This window comes from Allobosea sp. GW823-FHT01F03, from assembly GCF_058798075.1.
Window position 1 is genome coordinate 1,556,637 of sequence record NZ_CM179505.1, and the last position, 16,484, is coordinate 1,573,120.

Consider the following 16,484-nt stretch of genomic DNA (forward strand, 5'->3'; position numbering starts at 1 on the left):
GAAAGGCGCTACTTTTCCGCCTGGGCGATCGCCAGCGACGCCGGCGGCGCCATCAGCCGCTCGATCAGGCCGGTCTCCGCCGCCAGGGTGTATTCGGCCGCCTGCAGCTCGTATTTGGCGAGGTTCATGCTCGTCTCGGCACTGGTGAGGTTCTCGATCGCGCGGATTTCGTCGAAGGTCGAGCGCTCGCCGACCTTCCTTTCGGCGCGCACACCCTCGAGCATCGCCACCGCGCTGCGCCGTTCGGCCTGGGCGAGCGTGTGCATTCGGCGCGCGCGCGCCCGGCGCTCGAAGGCCGAGTTCACCGCCGCGGAGACCCCGTCCAGGGCCGCTTCGCGGTCGAACTGAGCGGCGAGCTTCTCGTCCGACCGGCGCCGGATCGTCGCCGAGTGCACGCCGCTCAGGTCGAAGGGCATGGAGAGACGCAGTTCCGCCCTGCCGCCATGGATCTTGTCGGCAACCGCCAGCTCGGTCTTTTCGCCGACGGCCCGCATGCCGACCGAGACCGTGGGCAGCAATTCACCCTTCGCCTGGTCGATCCGGGCCTTAGCGGCGTCGACCCTGGCGCCGCGCTCGCGGATGCGGGGGTTGTTCTGCAGTGCCAGGTCGATCAGGGCCTGCTTGCTCTCGCCGAGCTTCAGCTGCGCGATACGGGGCGGCTTCGCATTGGCAGGGGCACCGAGGCGCTTCGTGGTCCGTTCGGCGTCGGCAATGGCGAGCTGCGCGCTTTCGCGGTACACGGCGATGCGGGCGACCTGGCGGCCGATATCGTCGAGATCGACGCGGCTGGCGCTGCCGGCGGTGAGTTCGACCTGCACATTGTCATGGAGCTTGCCAAGCGCGCTGCGCTGCCGGTCGAGTGCGGCAATCAACTCGCGCTGCTGCTGGATGCGCAGCAGGGCGATCGCCAGCTCGTAGCCGGTCGCGACGCGCCTGTCCGTGGCCGCTTCGCCCGAGGCCCTGTAATCGGCGCGCGCGGCGGCGATGGCCGCATCGGTCCGACCGCCCTGATAGAGCGGGATCTCGACGCCCAGCGCGTAGGAATAGACGTTCCCCGAGCGCTGGCCGGAATACCCCGCATAGCTGGAACTATACTCGCTCCCGGCACCATAGCTCGCCTGAATGCCGGCGGTCGGCAGCTTGGCGGCGCGCGCGATGTCGATCTCCTCGGCGGCAGCGCTGTGCCGGGCTTCAGCTGCCAGGACTTCCGGGCTCTTGGCGACGACGTCGAGCGCGGAGCCGGCGCGTAGCGATGGCGGCAGCGACAAGGCCGCGACGGTTGAAGTGGTGTTCGGTACAGCAAGCGTGCAGTCGGAGGCGGTGGTCTCGTCGTTCTCGCGCGGTAGGCACTCGGGCGATGTGGAAGCGCCTTGGAGACCGTTGCTCGCGCAGCCCGCCAAAGCGGACGCTGCGACTGCGAGCGCAACAAAGGCCACGATTTTCTTGGCTTGTCCCATCGTGTCGCTACTCGCCGGCCGGTGCCCGATATCTGCAATCGACGCCAGCCACTGGCCGACCACCCGTCATGGCTAAGAACAGGTAAAGATTCTGGGTAAACAAACTCCTAATGCGGTCAGTGCGGGGGAGACCGCTCCACATGCCCGTCAGCACCACACGAGGAGCGTTGTCAGGTTGCCCGCCGGCTTCCCGGTGGCTCGGGTGCGGCGGATCACGTCCGCTACCGCGGCAACGACGGTCGGATGTCGGGGGTCGCCGACATGTCCGAGACTGGCGGCGAGATGCGCTGGCCCGATGAAACCGCCGTCAACACTCTCGAACGAGGCGATCTCCTCGCGCCGCTCCAGAGCTTCGCCGGTCTCGGCCTGCACGAGCAGGCAGAGTTGCTCAGCGGCTTTCCTGGCATATCCGGCAACCCGGCCGAAGCGTGTTGCCCGTGTCAGACCAGATACCTACGCCCCCCTTCGGGCGTATAGTCGCTGAAGCTGTCGACGGTGTGGTCCTTATCCTCGTTTCCGCGATAGGTGCCTGCGTTATAAGTGCCCGGTGGGCCAGTATTTCTCTCATTTCTTCTTGCATGGTCGCCGTTTGTGTCGTGCGCTCCATCGCGTATGCCTGCTACTTGCTTTGGGCCGACGGTGATTGTGAGGTCTATCTCATTGCCGATGGGCTGAATTCGTGGCCAGCAGAAGCCATGTCTGTAATTCAAAATTTTGCGTCAAATCATCTTTCCAAACCGAGAGATGACAATGACAGAAGGTATCGCCATTCTCATCGGATGGATTTACATGGTCCTGACCATGTTTTACGGGTTTCTGCTCGTGAGCTGTTTGGTGGCAGGACTGCGCGTAGGGCTATAGCGATCGTCTCGCGCGCTCAAGAAACTGTGTCCGGACTATCGCGAGCCTACGCGACCGGTCCGCGCCGGTGGGGCCGGGGCTTCCCGATGCCTCCCTCCATCCCGATGAACATTGACCGACGGTCTTGTTCACCTCCCGTTGACCTGTGCCGGCGTCCAATGCCGGGAGAGAAGGAGAAATCATGCATAAACTTTTCGCGCTGGCGGCCTTTACGGTCGGCGCTGCCTTTATCACCCCCATTCAGGCTTCCGAGGCCATTCCTCAGAGTCTGGCGCAACGGCTGGACGGCACCGCGGCCGCGTACAGCATGACCGAGGCCAAGCGGCGCCGGCTCTACATGATGGATCAGGCCAATCGGCAGCAGCGCTATGGTCGCGGTGGCCCAGGGTATAATCGTGGTTACGGGCCGCCGCCGCGCTACGGATACGGCCCCGGGTACGGTTATGGCCCGCGTCCGGGTTATGGTCGCGGTCCGGGCTATTATGGTCCCCGTTCGGGGTATCGTCCGCCTCCGCGGTGGTGATGTTGGAGAGCGACGGGCAACCGTCGCTCTTTTCTTTGCGCGCAGGTTCATGAGCGCGCTCCGCTCCCGACGCGGACGGCCTGGACCTCGGCTACGCCAATATTCTCCAAACACCTAAGGTGTGCATACGGTTGCTCTCCGGGCTCCGCCGGTGGGCTGGGAGGCGACTCGTCCTCCGTCTCGGGCCTCAGGGGCGCGGTAAAGCATCTCGCCCGGACGCCCTCCGGACTCGTCAGCCGATACCCGCCGCCGTTTCCCAGTTGGAATAATTTCATCTCCGAGCAGACCTGCGTCGAGCATAGTAAGTGCTGACAGTGCGGGATTTTGAATAAATATACTTATTCTCCCGATGCTATTGATCAAGCATTCGATCCAGGTACGAATATCGATGACGACGGCCTGCCGAAGTCAGAGTGCAGTCATAGCTGCCTCAAATCTTATCGAGAGCGTATCATGGCATCTGGACACGATCATTTCGCGGCGCTGGTCGGCGATACGCCGCTGCTCGAACTCAACCGCTTCGCCGAGGGACTTAAGCTCGGCGCGCGGATCCTTGCCAAGATCGAGTATCTGAATCCTGCCGGCAGCATCAAGGACCGGACGGCCTGGGGCCTCATTCGCGACGCCGAGGAAAGCGGCCAGCTGAAGGCGGGCCAGCGTATCGTCGACCTCACCAGCGGGAATACGGGGATCGGGCTCGCTGCGCTGGCAGCCGCGCGCGGCTATCCCTCGAAGTTCTATCTGCGCAACACGATCAGCGACGACAAGCTCAAGCTGCTCCAGCATTATGGCGCCGAGATCGTTCTGATCGACAACAGCGTCTTCCTCGAACCGGGCGCCATTCACGCGATCATCGACCGGGTCCGTCGCGAGAACCCGAATGCCTACTACACCAATCAACGGGCGAACCCTGCCAATCCGCGTATCCATTTCGAAACGACCGGCCCCGAGATCTGGCGCGGGACGGAAGGCGAGATCGACATTTTCGTGGCAGCGGTCGGAACCGGAGGCACGATCTCCGGCACGGGGCGCTTCCTGAAGGCGCACAATCCCGAGGTGAAGGTCGTCGTCGTCGAGCCCGGACCGGCCTCCGTGCCCTCGCTCGAAACACCTTATCCGGACGCCATCGAGGGCGTTCACAAGGTCACGGATGTCGAACCCGGCTACTTGCCGGAGAATTTCGACGCATCCGTCGTCGACGAGGTGATCGTGACGGAGACGGCGCAGGCGCGGGAGTTCGTCCGGATTCTGGCGCAGCGGGAAGGTATCCTGGCCGGAACCTCGTCCGGCGCGGTGCTGTTCGCCGCCTCTGCGCTCGCGCGGCGGCCCGAGAACGCCGGCAAGACCATCGTCGCCATCGTCGCAGACAGTGGCGAGCGCTATCTCAGCCCGCCAAAGCTCGGCCCCGCTCTTGCCGAGAAGTCAGCGCGAGCGCCCTTTTCGGACGCTCCTGCGTAGCCGAGAAGCAGGGCCATCGCCGTGCAGCGACCAATCGTCTCGCGTTCCGGTCGCTTAGAAACAAATCCTCGCCTCATCTGACGAAAAACGCATGTTTTGTTTCGTTGCAATAAATAATAATCCAAGCAACAATCCTGAATGCGTTGATGCCTCGAACGTCTTCGCCGCGGGATTTGCTGGAGCAGCTTGCGCCGCGTCAACAACGCTAAAAGCACCACGATGTCTCGTGGGCTCCTTTTATTTTGGAGGCGCGAATGTCCATGACGTTCAGTACAGCAAAATCGGCCATGGGCTCGGTCTTCCATCGAAGGCCCTGACCTTCTGAGCCGTCGCCAGGAGCGGCTCGGGCCGCGATCCTGCACTCCCTTCGATTCAGTCACAGCCCTGGATCGGCGCAGTCCCATGCGGGCCGCAAGCGCGGCTGCGCAATCGAACCCGCGCGTCCATCCAGTCCAGACAGGCCGCTTCCATGTCCGATCTCAAGGAATATCTCGCCCAGAAGCGCGACGCCGTGCTGCGGCGCAGGGCTCATGCCCGCTCGGAAGGCGCGCACCCGCTGCGCCTGCAGGCGCGAGCCCAGGCAGAAGGGCGCAGCGGCGTCCGGCGTATCCGCATCCGTGACTTCCAGGTGATCAGCGACAGCCTGCCCGATTTCGCCGGCTACGATCTCGGGCCGAGCTCGCCGGAGCTGCTGCTCGGCGCGCTGTCGAGCTGCTTGACCCACACCTATCTCATCCAGGCCGCCGACCTGCAGATCGCGCTGGAGGATGTTTCGGTCGAGGTTCTCGGTCAGCTCGATCCGCGTGCCGGAGCGCCCGGCCACGAGACCACGCCGATCTATCCGCACGATCTGTCCTACACGGTGAGGCTGACGACGGATGTGACCGAGCTCGCTGCCCTCCACGCCGCCGTCGAGCGCTTCTGCCCGATCCTCAACCTGCTTCGGCAGGGCGTCGCTGTACGCGGCACCGTCGAGCGCATTCCCGCCAGCCGCGCCGCGGCCTGACCTTTCCCGACCCAGCATGCCGCCGCGACCGGAGCGGCAAGGAGCGACCATGACCCAGACCAGCTTCCCCTCCCGCCGTACCCTGCTGCGCGGCGCCGCCGCGCTGGCTGCCGCGCCGCTCGCCGGACTGGCCGGGCACCACGCCTTCGCCCAGGTCACGCCGCTGAAGCAGCGCCAGACGATCAAGCTCGCCTGGGGCCAGACCGCCGTCTGCCAGTCGCCGATCTCGGTCGCGCTGAAGCAGGGGTTGTTCGAGAAGTACAATCTCGCGGTGGAACCGGTGAATTTCAGCGGCCCGACCGACGCCCTGCTGCAGGCGATCGCGACCGGCCATGCCGATGGCGGCATCGGTATGGCGCTACGCTGGCTGAAACCGCTGGAGCAGGGTTTCGATGTCGGCCTCACGGTCGGCACGCATGGCGGCTGCATGCGCCTGCTGGTGCCGGAGGCCGCCAATATCCGCAGCCTCAAGGACCTCAAGGGCAAGGCGGTCGCCGTCACCGACCCGGCGAGCCCGGTGCGCAACTTCTTCGCCATCCGGCTGGCCCAGATCGGACTCGACCCCGAAAAGGACGTCAGCTGGGTACAGTATCCGCAGGACCTGTTCGGCGAGGCGCTGAAGAAGGGCGAGGTCCAGGCACTGGCCGGCGACGATCCGCATCTCTACCTGATCCGCGAGCGCGACAAGCTCGTCGAGCTCGCCACCAATCTCGAAGGCGAGTACGCGAAATCCACGTGCTGCGTGCTGGGTCTGCGCGGCGCCCTGATCCGCGACCAGCCTGAGGTCGCCGGCGCTATCTCCCGTGCGATCGTCGAGGCGCAGGCCTGGACTGCCGCCAACCCCGACAAGACGGCCGAGATCTTCGCGCCCTTCGTCCCGGCCAAGGTCACGCCCGAGACGGTGGCCGCGATCCTGCGCAGCCATACCCATGACCACCATTCCACCGGCGCGGCCCTGCGCGACGACGTCGCGCTGTTCACCGAGCAGCTCAAGCTCGTCAACGTGATCCGCAAGAACACCGACGCCAAGGCCTTCGCGCAGAAGATCGTGCCCCATGTCCCCGTTTGAACAGACCGGCGCCGTATCGGCCTTCGCCCAGCCGCGCCTGCAGGTCGATGGCTCGGTCCTGGCGCGGGGCGCGCTGGCCACGGCGGCGTGGACCGCGGTCGCGGCCTCCGTCACCCTGCTCGCGAACAGGAAGGTCGGCTTTGCCGACCCTCTCTATGTCGCCGAAACCAACGCCGGCTTCGTCGGCTGGGCCGTCGCCCTGGCTTTGGCGACGGTCGTGGGCGCGCTCTGGCCTCCGCTGGGCCAGCGCCTTGGCCGGGCGGCGCCCTGGCTCGTCGTCCTCGCGCTCCTCGTCGGGGTCTGGGATCTGCTGACGGCCAAGCTCGGCCTGCTGCCCGTGCCCTTCTTCGCCCCGCCATCCTCGCTGGTCGAGGTCTATGCCGAGGATTGGCCACGGCTGGGCGAAAGCGTGCTGCATTCGCTGCGCCTCCTGGCGCTCGGCTTTCTGTTCGGGACGGTCTCCGGCTTCGTCACCGGCGTCGCGATCGGCTGGTCGCGGGGGCTCGGCTACTGGGTCCATCCGGTGCTGCGCTTCCTCGGCCCGATCCCCTCGACCGCACTGCTGCCGATGGCGTTCTTCTTCTTCCCGTCGAGTTTCTCGGCGGCGATCTTCCTGATCGCGCTCGCCACATGGTTCCCGGTCACGGTGCTGACCTGGTCCGGCGTCGCCAGCGTCGACAAGGCCTATTACGACGTCGCCCGGACGCTGGGTGCAGGTCGCGCCTTCCTGATCTTCAAGGTCGCGATCCCTGCTGCGCTGCCGCATGTCTTCGTCGGGTTGTTCATGGGGCTCGGCGCCTCGTTCTCGGTGCTCGTCGCGGCCGAGATGATGGGGGTCAAGTCAGGCCTGGGCTATTATCTGCAATGGGCACAGGGCTGGGCCGCCTATTCCAACATGTACGGCGCGCTGATCGTGATGGCGCTGATCTTCTCGAGCCTGATCACGCTGCTCTTCACGCTGCGCGACCGCCTCCTCGGCTGGCAGAAGGATGTGGTGAAATGGTAGCGGCCCAGTTCGCCCTCTCGCCGCAGCCCGGCGCGCCCGCGTCCAGCGGCGCCGAGCTCACGATCGCCGGGGTCTCGTATGCTTTCGATCTCGACGGCCGCCCGCTACCGGTCCTCGACGACATCGATCTCGACATCAAGGCCGGCGAGTTCGTCGCTCTGCTCGGGCCGAGCGGTTGCGGCAAGTCGACCCTGCTCAGGCTGGTCGCCGGTCTCGAACAGCCCTCGCAGGGCCGGATCGCGGCGGCGGGCGAAGAGATCACCGCGCCCGATCCGTCCCGCGTCGTCGTCTTCCAGGATCCCACGCTCTATCCTTGGCGCACGGTCTGGAAGAATGTCGCGCTTGGGCTCGAGGCGCGGGGCCTGCTGGGCAGCCAGAACGGCCGTGTCGACGAGGCGCTCAAGACCGTCGGCCTCGCCGGTTTCGAGCGAGCCTTCCCGCGCCAGCTGTCCGGCGGCATGGCCCAGCGCGCGGCGCTGGCCCGCGCCCTCGTCAACGATCCCAGCGTGCTCATCCTCGACGAGCCGCTCGGCAAGCTGGATTCGCTGACCCGGATCGCCATGCAGGCCGAGCTCGCCGAGCTCTGGCGCCAGCGCGGCTTCACCACCCTTCTCGTTACCCACGATGTCGAGGAGGCGCTGTTCCTCGCCCAGCGTGTCATCGTGCTGAGCGAGCGCCCGGCCCGGATCAAGGCCGAGATCGTCAACGACCTGCCCTATCCGCGCCATCGCGGCGACCCGCGCCTGGCGGAACTGCGCGGACAGGCGCTCGCCCATCTCGGTCTCGATGCGAGCTGGTGAGCAAAACCCTTCCTTCTCTCCTCACAGGATGATCTCCATGTCTCGCCGTTTCGGGCTGGCGCTTGCCTTCGCCCTCGTTGCTTCGCAGGCTTTCGCGCATGCTCATCTCAAGACCGCATCTCCCGCCGACGGTGCGACGGTGGCTCCTCCGGGCGAGATCATTCTCGGCTTCACGGAGGAACTGGAGGTCAAGCTGAGCAGCATCACCGTCAAGGATGCGCGCGGCGCGACCGTCAGCCTGGCGCCGGTCGAGGCCGTGCCCGGAGACCGCAAGGCTCTGAAGGTTCGGCTGAAGCCGGTTTCGGCTGGCGCTTACAGCGTTGAATGGGCTGCGACTTCGGTCGACACCCACCGCGTCACCGGGCAGTATCGCTTCAACGTCAGGCCCTGATGTGGATGCGTTGATCGGGCCGGCTCTGCCGGCTGTCCGCTTGCTCCACCTGCTCGCCCTGTTGTCAGGGCTCGGCATCGAGGCCTTTCGTCTCCTGTCGCATCGCCTGCTCGCCGGCACGCCGGAAGGCCGGGAGCTTCTGTGCGGGTTCGCCGCCTGCAGCCGCCTGCTTGTCATCCTGGCGCTCGCCAGCGGCGCGGTCTGGTTCTGGTTGCAGGGCAGCGCCATGCTGGGCCGGCCGCTGGGCAGCATCGAGGCGGGCGCAGTGGTGGCGGGGACCCGTTTCGGCGAGGCTCTGCTGCTGCGTGCCGGCCTTCTCTTGCTGGCGGTCCTGCTTCTGCGCGGCAAGGAGTCTATGCGGGCGGCGGGGCTGATCCTGTTGGCGGCTGCGGCCTTGCTGCAAGGTCAGCTGGGACATGGCGCCGCGGTCGATCTCTGGACGGCGGTCGCTCTCGGCCTGCATGTCCTGGCGGCCGGCCTTTGGTTGGGAGCCTTGCCGCCGCTCCTGGCCGTCTGTCTTCGTCTGCCGGCGCAAGCCCCCGCGATCGCCCGGCGGTTCACGCCGCTCGGCTTCGGCTGCGTCGTCGTGCTCGCCGCGACCTCCGTCCTTCAGGTGCAGACGCTGGTCGGTGGGCTGCCGGCGCTGCTCGGAACCGATTATGGCAAGCTTGCGCTCGCGAAGCTCGCCATCTTCGGCGGGCTCCTCTTGCTGGCGCTCGCAAACCGCTTCCGCTTCGTGCCCTCGGCCGAGACCGGCGGCTCGGTGCGGAGCCTTGCCCTGTCGATCGCCACGGAGACCGGGCTGGGTCTGGCGATCGTGGCAGTCGCGGCCGCGCTCGCCAGCGAACCGCCCGCGATCCACGTGCCGCCGGCCTGGCCTTTCGCCCTGAGGCCGGTTCCGGCGTTCTGGGAGGATGCCTATCTGCGTGACGGGCTCCGCCGCCTGCTGAGCCCGGTTGCCATTGCCATTGCTCTCTTCGCCCTGGCCATGGCAGTTCGCAGGCTGCGTTGGCCGGCCTTCCTCGCCGGAGCCGTCAGCCTGGCTTTCGTCCAGCTTCCGCCCTGGCGCCCCTATGTCGTGGCTGCGGTGCCGACGAGCTTCCAGCCATCCCCGACCGGCTATGGCGCGCGCTCGATCGCGAACGGTCGGGACTTGTTCCAGAGCGGCTGCGCGAGCTGCCATGGTGGGGATGCGCGTGGCCGCGGAGCCCTTGCGATCGCCCAGTCCGTCTGGCCGCCGGATCTCTCCGCGCCCCTGATCGCAGGGCGGCCGGGCGGCGAATTGTTCTGGTCGATCAGGCACGGCATCGGCGCGATGCCGCCGGCGGCAGGGCTCGACGACGCGGCGATCTGGTCCCTGGTCGATTTCATCCGGCTGCGTGCGGGTGCGCGCATCTTCTCCCCTGACGAGATGCGCTGGTCCGGTGCCGTGCGCATGCCGGGCTTCGTCGCGCGCTGTGCCGACGGTGCTATCGTCGCGCCCGGAAATGGCAGGCCGCTGCGGATCTGGACAGGGCGCGATGAACATGGCGCGAGCGCACGGGTCCAGGTCGATGGCCTTGGCGAGCGTTGCGCTATCGAGGATGCCGAGCCGTTGGCGGCGGCTTTGGCCGAGCTGGCGGGCGGTTCCGTGCCGCCGGCGCAAATCCTCGTCGACGCCAATGGCTGGCTGCGGCGCGCCTTCGGTACGGACGGCGATGCTTCGCAAGACAGCGTCGCATCGGAGCTCGCGCTCATCCGCGAGCGCCCCCTTGACGGCGCGGCGCGACATCACTGATCGCCTCTCGGGCTTCGCCGCCGGTGATCGGGGGGAGGTGCTGGCGATGAGGGCTGACCTGCAAGGCTTGAAGCGATCCGGCAAGGCTTGGCCGCCTGCAACGGGCATCCCGCGCTAGCGGCCGGCCCGCCTGGGTCTGCAGTCGCCACGAAGCCGCCGGTCCGCGCTGAGCGGCCCGAACGGAAATGCTCTCGGCCGGTCGAAGCCAAGCTAGGAACAACTGGCTCGCTCCGGCGCATGTCGCCCTTTCGATCGGTGCTCAGGCGGCAAGGACGCCATGGGCGGCCAGCCGCGCCAGGATCAGGGCTTCCTGCTGATGCTTCAGCGCGGTGACGCGCGCCGTCGCAGCTTCGAGGGATGCGGCCGGTTCGTAGATCGGCGAGGTCCCGGATTGCCCGGTCTCGGCGCCGATGCGCTTTTCGAATGGCAGCGAGCGGTAGAGCGCCGGATCGGCGGTCACGTCGAATAGCGGCCGATAGCCCAGCTTGATATAGAGCGCCGTCGCCTCGGGCTGGCGGAAGCCCGTCGTGAGATAGGCCCGCCTGTAGCCCTGTGCGGCGGCCCGCGCTTCCAATTCGGCGACGATGCGCTCTGCCAGCCCCTGACGGCGAAATCCGTCATCCGTCCAGATGCGCTTGAATTCGGCCGTCTCGTCGTCATGGCTCATGAAGGCGCCGCCGGCGATGGTTCGGCCGGACCGCTGCAGCAGGATGAAGTCGCCTAGCGGTGGCGAAAAGGCTTCGGCCGGATAGCGGAACAGCTCCGAGCGCGCCCCGCCGGGCCGGCTGTTCGCGCCATAGCGGCCGTCATATTCGAGGATGAGCCCTTCGACGAGCGGCCGCGCCGCCTCGCAATGATGCGACGATCTGAGGATGACGTCGCTCATGGAAGCAGCCTCCCGACCCGGCCGTTCGATGGGACCCGCCCGTCCGGGGCAACGGCAGATGCAGGAGGCAATGTCGACATGGCACTCGGCTTCCGACCTGACGTATCGGCTGGAGCAGTCCGGTCAAGTCTTCAAGATGCAGAAAATCGGTTTCGTTAAGCCGTTTGGCTATTTTTAATAAGATAATTCTTCCGTCTCTAGGTCAAATTAAATGATCGAATAAGCTTTTTCGCCTACCGAATATTGGATTTGTGTGCGAAGTATATTTTTCATATGCAGATTGTAATTGAGTTTTGTTCCTTTTTTTATCGGTTGATTGGATTTTCTATACTCGAGAATGGCGTGTTCCGGGCTTCAGGTCGGCACTGCGCCGATGGCTCTGCTCACGATGCCCGCATCGAGCTCCGGCCTGCACAGCTCGATGAAGCGATGGGCGTAGCCGGGCAGGAAGCGCCCGCGCGGCGCTGCGATGTAGGATGTCGCTGTTGGAAAAAGGCCGTCGGCGATCTTGACCAGACCAGGATCGCATTCCGGATCAAAGGCGACTTCGGCGACGATGCCCAAGCCCAACCCCAATGCGACATAGGACTTGATCACGTCGGAATCGATGGCAGAGACGACGATATCGGGCCTCAACCCGCGATCATGGAACGCCGCATCGATCAGCGGGCGCCCGGTGAAGCCCTGGCCGTAAGTGACGATCGGCCGCTCCGCGATCTCGGACAGGCCGACATCGCTGCGGCTGGCGAGCGAGTCGTTCCGGCCGGCGATGACGATGTGGCGCCAGCTGTAGTAGGGGAAGGCGACCAGATCCGCCGCCTGGGCAAGGCTTTCGGTGGCGATGCCGATATGGGCGCTTCCTTCGCGCAAGCGGGCAACGATCTCGGTGGGCTCGCTCTGCCGGATCGAGAGACGCACGCGGGGAAACTCGTCCCGGAATTGCTTGATGATGCGAGGCAGCGCATAGCGCGCTTGGGTGTGCGTCGTGGCGATCACGAATTCACCGGAAGCGGGATCGCGCAACTGGTCAGTGACGCGCTTGATGCTCATCGCGTCGGCAAGGATGCGCTCGACATAGCTGATGACGGAGCGGCCCGCTTCGGTGAGGCCGATCATGCGTTTGCCGCGTCGCTCGAACAGCTCGACGCCGAGTTCCAGCTCAAGGTCCCGGATGTGCTTCGACACGCCGGATTGCGAGGTGTTCAGCGCCGCCGCAGCCTCGGTGAAGTTGTAGCCGCTGCGGACGGCTTCCTGGAGAATGCGAAACTGCTGCAGATTCATCTGGTTGGCGGCGTTTGTCCGGGCCTGGTGGCTCTTCGGCCATGATAGGGCCCGCCCGCGAGTGGGTCTTTGCGAAATCGGCCGCTTCCGGAGAACGAAACGACGCTGTCACGGCCTGACACGCATGGGTTTTTCCAGGCGCGGCATCGAAGCGGCAATCCGGCCGGAACCGGCTCTGCAAAGAGCAGCATCGCCCCGGCGTTTGGCCCCATCGGTTCCGGCACCGTTCAGGCCCGGGGCGGCGGCTTATTCATCGCAAAGTTTGCGAGAAACGGAGAATAGCCTTGCCGCTGGAAAGCGCGTGAAGGGAATATACGTATTGTTTCTTCGCCTTATGATCTATTTCGATAAGTAAAGATGAAATACTTGTTTCACTCCGCCTGCCGGTCGACGCGTAATTTATCGCATGTCGCTTTCCACGGCGCCGGCGGAGCCGAACATGACCTATTTTCTGAGCCTTCTCGACAAGAGCCCGATTCCCGGGGGCTCCAACCCTGAACGTGCCCTGGCCGATACCGTCGCCTATGCACGCCATGCGGAGAAGCTCGGCTATCATCGCTTCTGGCTGGCCGAGCATCATGGCAGCGCGGAGGTCGCCGGCGTGGCGCCGGAAATCCTGGCCGCGTGGGTTCTGGCATCGACGGAACGTATTCGCGTCGGATCCGGCGGCGTCATGCTGCAGCATTACAGCCCCTTCAAGGTCGCCGAGACCTTCAGGCTGCTGGCTGCGCTCGCGCCCGACCGGGTCGACCTCGGGATCGGCAGGGCGCCCGGCGGATTGCCGCAGACCACCCAGGCGCTTCAAGCTCGCCTCGACAAGTCGGCTCCGCCCGATTTCGCCGCTCTGGCCGAGGAGCTGGACGGACATCTGAACGGCGAACTCGCACGCCCGCTGCCGCGCGTCGCGCCGCGGCGGGTTCTGCTCGGCGGTTCCCCGGACAGCGGTGCGCTTGCCGCCCGACTCGGCTGGGATTTCGTCTTCGCCGGCCATTTCAATGGCGACGCGGCTTTGATCGAGGCCAGCCTCGGCGCTTATCGCGCCGGCGGGGGCCGCGCACCGGCGCTGGCCGTACATGCCTTCGCGGCAGCTTCGGCAGCTTCGGCGCGGGACGCGGTGCGCGAAACGCGCATCTTTCGCGTCACGCTGTCGGACGGTCGCGCGGTCAATCTGCGCAGCCGCGAGCAGGCCGAGAGCTTCGCGCGGCAGGCGGGCGACAGCGGTTTCACCATCCGCGAGACGCAGCCCCACGTCATCGCCGGCTCGGGCGAGGATGTGCGCGCCGCACTCGATGCGCTCGCAGCGCGCTTCGACGTGAACGAGTTCGTGCTCGACAACCCGGTTCCCGATGGCGCCGCGCGCCGGCTCTCCATCGAGTTGATCGCCACCGGCGCCCGCCGCGCCGCGGCCTGACCGCTGACCTGAAAGGAATGAGGCGCCCCATGACCGCGACCGACAAGAAGCCCGTAAAGTTCGGCATCATGCTGCATGGCGCGGGCGGGCACATGAATTCCTGGCGCCATCCCTCCGGCCGGGCCGATGCCAGCGTCAATCTCGACTTCTACATCGACACGGCACGGAAGGCCGAGGCGGCAGGCGTTACCTTCGCCTTCGTGGCGGACGGCCTCTACATCAACGAGAAGTCGATCCCGCATTTCCTCAACCGTTTCGAGCCGCTGACGATCCTGTCGGCGCTGGCGGTGGCGACGACGAAGATCGGTCTCGCAGGCACGGTCTCGACCTCCTATTCCGATCCCTTCACGATCGCCCGGCAGTTCGCCTCGCTCGACCTCATCTCCAAGGGGCGGGCCGGCTGGAACGTCGTCACCACGCCGCTCGAGGGCTCGGCCAACAACTACAGCCGCCAGCATCCCGAGCATGCGCTGCGCTACGAGATCGCCGACGAATATCTCGAGGTCACGCAGGGTCTTTGGGATTCATGGGATGACGACGCAGTCTTGCGGGACCGCGAGACCGGCCGCTTCTTCGATCCCGCCAAGTTGCATCGGCTTGATCACAAGGGGCGCTTCTTCCAGGTCGAAGGTCCGCTCAACATCGGTCGTTCGAAGCAGGGCCAGCCGGTGATCTTCCAGGCCGGCTCATCGGAGGCCGGCATCAAGCTGGCTGGCAAATACGCAGACGCCGTCTTCACCCATTCGCCCTCCGTCGCCGAGACGAAGACCTTCCGTGATCAGGTGCGCGCAGCGGCCGTCGCGCATGGACGACGCGCCGACGATGTGAAGGTCTTCCCTGGCATCGGCCCGATCGTCGGCCGCACGGCGCAAGAGGCGCAGGCGAAGTACGAGGTCATCCGGAACCTCCTGTCGATCGACGACGCGCTGGCCTATCTCGGCCGCTATTTCGACCATCACGACTTCACGCAGTACCCGCTCGACGCGCCATTCCCGGAACTGGGCGAGATCGGCAGGAACAGCTTCCGCTCGACCACGGACCGCATCAAGAAGAACGCACGGGAAAAAGGCCAGACGCTGCGCGAGGTCGCGCTCGAGGCCGCGACGCCCAAGCCCAACTTCATCGGCACCGGCGCGCATGTGGCGGATGAGATCATCCGCTGGATCGATGCGGGCGCAGCCGACGGCTTCATTCTCGGCTTCTCGGTGACGGCTGAGGGGCTGAGCGACTTCGTCGAGCTGGTGATCCCCGAACTCGAGTCGCGCGGCCGCTACAGTCGCGATCTTTCCGGCGAAACCCTGCGGGACCATCTCGGCCTGCCCTTCAAGCCGAGCCGCTACGCCGAGAACGAGGCGCCTGCGCTGCGGGCGACGGCGCGATGAACGCTCCGTTTCGAGCCCCGCCGCTCACCACGCCGGAGGTCGCGGCGGAGCTCGACCGCTTCGTCGCGCTGCGGCGCCATTTCCACCAGAATCCGGAGCTTTCGACCAAGGAGCGGCAGACGGCGGGGCGGATCGCGGAGCTGCTCGTCGAATGGGGCTACGAGGTCGAGACGGGCATCGGCGGAGAGGGAGTCGTCGCCTCCCTGCGCAATGGGGCCGGCCAGCGCGCCATCGGCATCCGTGCCGATTTCGACGCGTTGCCCATCGCCGAGGCGACAGGCCTGCCCTATGCGAGCCGGAGCCCAGGCGTGATGCATGCCTGCGGTCATGACGGGCATACGACGATCCTGCTGGCGGCCGCCCGTGCGCTCGCCCTGAGAAAGTCCTTCGACGGCACGCTGCGGCTGATCTTCCAGCCGGCCGAGGAAATCAGCGTCGGCGCTCGGGCGATGATCCGTGACGGGTTGTTCGAGCGCTTCCCGGTGGATGGGATCTTCGGCCTGCATAACTGGCCGGGCGTGCCCGAGGGCGTCTTCGGCTTCGCCGACGGGCCGGCCATGGCAGCGGTCGACAAGGCGGTCATCACGGTGGCCGGTAAGGGCGGGCATGGCGCCGCGCCGCACGAGACCGTCGATCCGGTGCTGGCAGCCGCCCATCTGGTCACGGCGCTGCAGAGCCTCGTTTCGCGCAATATCGATCCGCTGGACGCGGCCGTCGTCACGGTGGGCTCGATCCATGGCGGCACGGCGTCGAATGTCATCCCGGATTCGGTCGAGCTTCAGGCGACGATCCGCAGCTTCACGCCCGAGGTTCGCGCGTTGCTGGCCGAGCGGCTGCCGGCGCTGGCGCAAGCCCAGGCCGCCGCCTTCGGCGCGAAGGCCGACGTCGATTACCGGCTCGGCATGCCGGCCGTGGTCAATCACGCCGCCGAAACCCGCTTCGCGCGGGAGGCCGCCCTGTCCACCTTCGGCGCAGCCGGGGTGATCGAGCATCTGCGGCCACGCTCCGCGAGCGAGGATTTCGCTTATTTCCTGGAGCAACGCCCCGGCGCCTTCCTCTTCATCGGGGCTGGGGAGGGCCCGCCGCTCCATTCTCCCCGATACGATTTCAACGACGCGCTGATCGCGCCGGCCGCGACCTATTGGACGCGTCTCGCCGAGCGATTTCTGGCCTGAG

14 protein-coding genes and 1 pseudogene are annotated in these 16,484 nt (G+C 66.2%); 11 read left to right on the plus strand and 4 right to left on the minus strand.

Going from position 1 to position 16,484, the window contains the following annotated elements:
• Nucleotides 1-8 precede the first annotated feature (8 nt).
• Together AC3RCC_RS07255 and AC3RCC_RS07260 are read right to left on the minus strand one after the other, a co-directional pair.
• Nucleotides 9-1,520 (minus strand): TolC family protein, encoded by a 1,512-nt coding sequence (locus AC3RCC_RS07255; RefSeq protein ID WP_492258021.1) that lies wholly within the window; start codon nucleotides 1,518-1,520, stop codon nucleotides 9-11.
• 105 nt (nucleotides 1,521-1,625) lie between these two features.
• Nucleotides 1,626-1,910 (minus strand): annotated as a pseudogene (locus AC3RCC_RS07260) (aldolase/citrate lyase family protein); the annotation flags it as partial.
• 589 nt (nucleotides 1,911-2,499) lie between these two features.
• Here AC3RCC_RS07260 and AC3RCC_RS07265 point away from each other — a divergent pair.
• From AC3RCC_RS07265 to AC3RCC_RS07300, 8 genes are all read left to right on the plus strand, one after another.
• Complete coding sequence (locus AC3RCC_RS07265; protein WP_291634446.1) at nucleotides 2,500-2,841, plus strand: hypothetical protein; 342 nt, start codon at nucleotides 2,500-2,502, stop codon at nucleotides 2,839-2,841.
• Nucleotides 2,842-3,294: 453 nt separating this feature from the next.
• Nucleotides 3,295-4,299 carry a PLP-dependent cysteine synthase family protein gene (locus AC3RCC_RS07270; RefSeq protein ID WP_492258022.1) on the plus strand — a complete coding sequence of 335 codons (1,005 nt, stop codon included), beginning with the start codon at nucleotides 3,295-3,297 and terminating at the stop codon, nucleotides 4,297-4,299.
• A gap of 469 nt (nucleotides 4,300-4,768) precedes the next feature.
• Nucleotides 4,769-5,305, plus strand: coding sequence for an OsmC family protein (locus tag AC3RCC_RS07275; RefSeq protein WP_291634450.1), 537 nt, complete (start codon nucleotides 4,769-4,771; stop codon nucleotides 5,303-5,305).
• Between the two features lie 49 nt (nucleotides 5,306-5,354).
• The gene (locus AC3RCC_RS07280) at nucleotides 5,355-6,374 is read left to right on the plus strand and encodes an ABC transporter substrate-binding protein (RefSeq protein ID WP_291649177.1); all 1,020 of its coding nucleotides are present in this window, start codon (nucleotides 5,355-5,357) and stop codon (nucleotides 6,372-6,374) included.
• Nucleotides 6,361-7,380, plus strand: coding sequence for an ABC transporter permease (locus AC3RCC_RS07285; protein ID WP_291649179.1), 1,020 nt, complete (start codon nucleotides 6,361-6,363; stop codon nucleotides 7,378-7,380). Before AC3RCC_RS07280 ends, AC3RCC_RS07285 begins: the two co-directional genes overlap by 14 nt.
• A complete protein-coding gene (locus AC3RCC_RS07290; RefSeq protein WP_492258023.1) occupies nucleotides 7,374-8,180 on the plus strand; it encodes an ABC transporter ATP-binding protein in 807 nt (268 codons plus the stop codon). Before AC3RCC_RS07285 ends, AC3RCC_RS07290 begins: the two co-directional genes overlap by 7 nt.
• Before the next feature lie 37 nt (nucleotides 8,181-8,217).
• The gene (copC, locus tag AC3RCC_RS07295) at nucleotides 8,218-8,571 is read left to right on the plus strand and encodes a copper homeostasis periplasmic binding protein CopC (protein WP_291634457.1); all 354 of its coding nucleotides are present in this window, start codon (nucleotides 8,218-8,220) and stop codon (nucleotides 8,569-8,571) included.
• A gap of 1 nt (nucleotide 8,572) precedes the next feature.
• Nucleotides 8,573-10,348 (plus strand): CopD family protein, encoded by a 1,776-nt coding sequence (locus tag AC3RCC_RS07300; protein WP_492258024.1) that lies wholly within the window; start codon nucleotides 8,573-8,575, stop codon nucleotides 10,346-10,348.
• A gap of 259 nt (nucleotides 10,349-10,607) precedes the next feature.
• On the opposite strand, the gene AC3RCC_RS07305 is transcribed toward AC3RCC_RS07300, so the two are convergent.
• Both AC3RCC_RS07305 and AC3RCC_RS07310 read right to left on the minus strand, forming a co-directional pair.
• A complete protein-coding gene (locus AC3RCC_RS07305) occupies nucleotides 10,608-11,234 on the minus strand; it encodes a GNAT family N-acetyltransferase (protein ID WP_291649184.1) in 627 nt (208 codons plus the stop codon).
• Nucleotides 11,235-11,588: 354 nt separating this feature from the next.
• Complete coding sequence (locus tag AC3RCC_RS07310; RefSeq protein ID WP_492258025.1) at nucleotides 11,589-12,515, minus strand: LysR substrate-binding domain-containing protein; 927 nt, start codon at nucleotides 12,513-12,515, stop codon at nucleotides 11,589-11,591.
• A 439-nt stretch (nucleotides 12,516-12,954) separates the two neighbouring features.
• On the opposite strand from AC3RCC_RS07310, the gene AC3RCC_RS07315 reads away from it, so the two are divergent.
• From AC3RCC_RS07315 to AC3RCC_RS07325, 3 genes are read left to right on the plus strand one after another with little or no spacing between them, the layout of a single operon-like run.
• Nucleotides 12,955-13,926: an MsnO8 family LLM class oxidoreductase gene (locus AC3RCC_RS07315; RefSeq protein WP_492258026.1), complete on the plus strand. Its 972-nt coding sequence runs from the start codon at nucleotides 12,955-12,957 to the stop codon at nucleotides 13,924-13,926.
• A 29-nt stretch (nucleotides 13,927-13,955) separates the two neighbouring features.
• The gene (locus AC3RCC_RS07320) at nucleotides 13,956-15,308 is read left to right on the plus strand and encodes an LLM class flavin-dependent oxidoreductase (RefSeq protein WP_492258027.1); all 1,353 of its coding nucleotides are present in this window, start codon (nucleotides 13,956-13,958) and stop codon (nucleotides 15,306-15,308) included.
• Nucleotides 15,305-16,483: a M20 aminoacylase family protein gene (locus AC3RCC_RS07325; RefSeq protein ID WP_291634468.1), complete on the plus strand. Its 1,179-nt coding sequence runs from the start codon at nucleotides 15,305-15,307 to the stop codon at nucleotides 16,481-16,483. Before AC3RCC_RS07320 ends, AC3RCC_RS07325 begins: the two co-directional genes overlap by 4 nt.
• Nucleotide 16,484 lies beyond the last annotated feature (1 nt).

What these genes read in the sequence shown, in the direction of transcription:
- AC3RCC_RS07280 (WP_291649177.1), top strand. Translation starts at nt 5,355, where the DNA reads ATGACCCAGACCAGCTTCCCCTCCCGCCGTACCCTGCTGCGCGGCGCC.
- copC (WP_291634457.1), top strand. Translation starts at nt 8,218, where the DNA reads ATGTCTCGCCGTTTCGGGCTGGCGCTTGCCTTCGCCCTCGTTGCTTCG.
- AC3RCC_RS07270 (WP_492258022.1), top strand. Translation starts at nt 3,295, where the DNA reads ATGGCATCTGGACACGATCATTTCGCGGCGCTGGTCGGCGATACGCCG.
- AC3RCC_RS07290 (WP_492258023.1), top strand. Translation starts at nt 7,374, where the DNA reads ATGGTAGCGGCCCAGTTCGCCCTCTCGCCGCAGCCCGGCGCGCCCGCG.
- AC3RCC_RS07315 (WP_492258026.1), top strand. Translation starts at nt 12,955, where the DNA reads ATGACCTATTTTCTGAGCCTTCTCGACAAGAGCCCGATTCCCGGGGGC.
- AC3RCC_RS07325 (WP_291634468.1), top strand. Translation starts at nt 15,305, where the DNA reads ATGAACGCTCCGTTTCGAGCCCCGCCGCTCACCACGCCGGAGGTCGCG.
- AC3RCC_RS07275 (WP_291634450.1), top strand. Translation starts at nt 4,769, where the DNA reads ATGTCCGATCTCAAGGAATATCTCGCCCAGAAGCGCGACGCCGTGCTG.
- AC3RCC_RS07310 (WP_492258025.1), bottom strand. Translation starts at nt 12,515, where the DNA reads ATGAATCTGCAGCAGTTTCGCATTCTCCAGGAAGCCGTCCGCAGCGGC.
- AC3RCC_RS07285 (WP_291649179.1), top strand. Translation starts at nt 6,361, where the DNA reads ATGTCCCCGTTTGAACAGACCGGCGCCGTATCGGCCTTCGCCCAGCCG.
- AC3RCC_RS07265 (WP_291634446.1), top strand. Translation starts at nt 2,500, where the DNA reads ATGCATAAACTTTTCGCGCTGGCGGCCTTTACGGTCGGCGCTGCCTTT.
- AC3RCC_RS07320 (WP_492258027.1), top strand. Translation starts at nt 13,956, where the DNA reads ATGACCGCGACCGACAAGAAGCCCGTAAAGTTCGGCATCATGCTGCAT.
- AC3RCC_RS07305 (WP_291649184.1), bottom strand. Translation starts at nt 11,234, where the DNA reads ATGAGCGACGTCATCCTCAGATCGTCGCATCATTGCGAGGCGGCGCGG.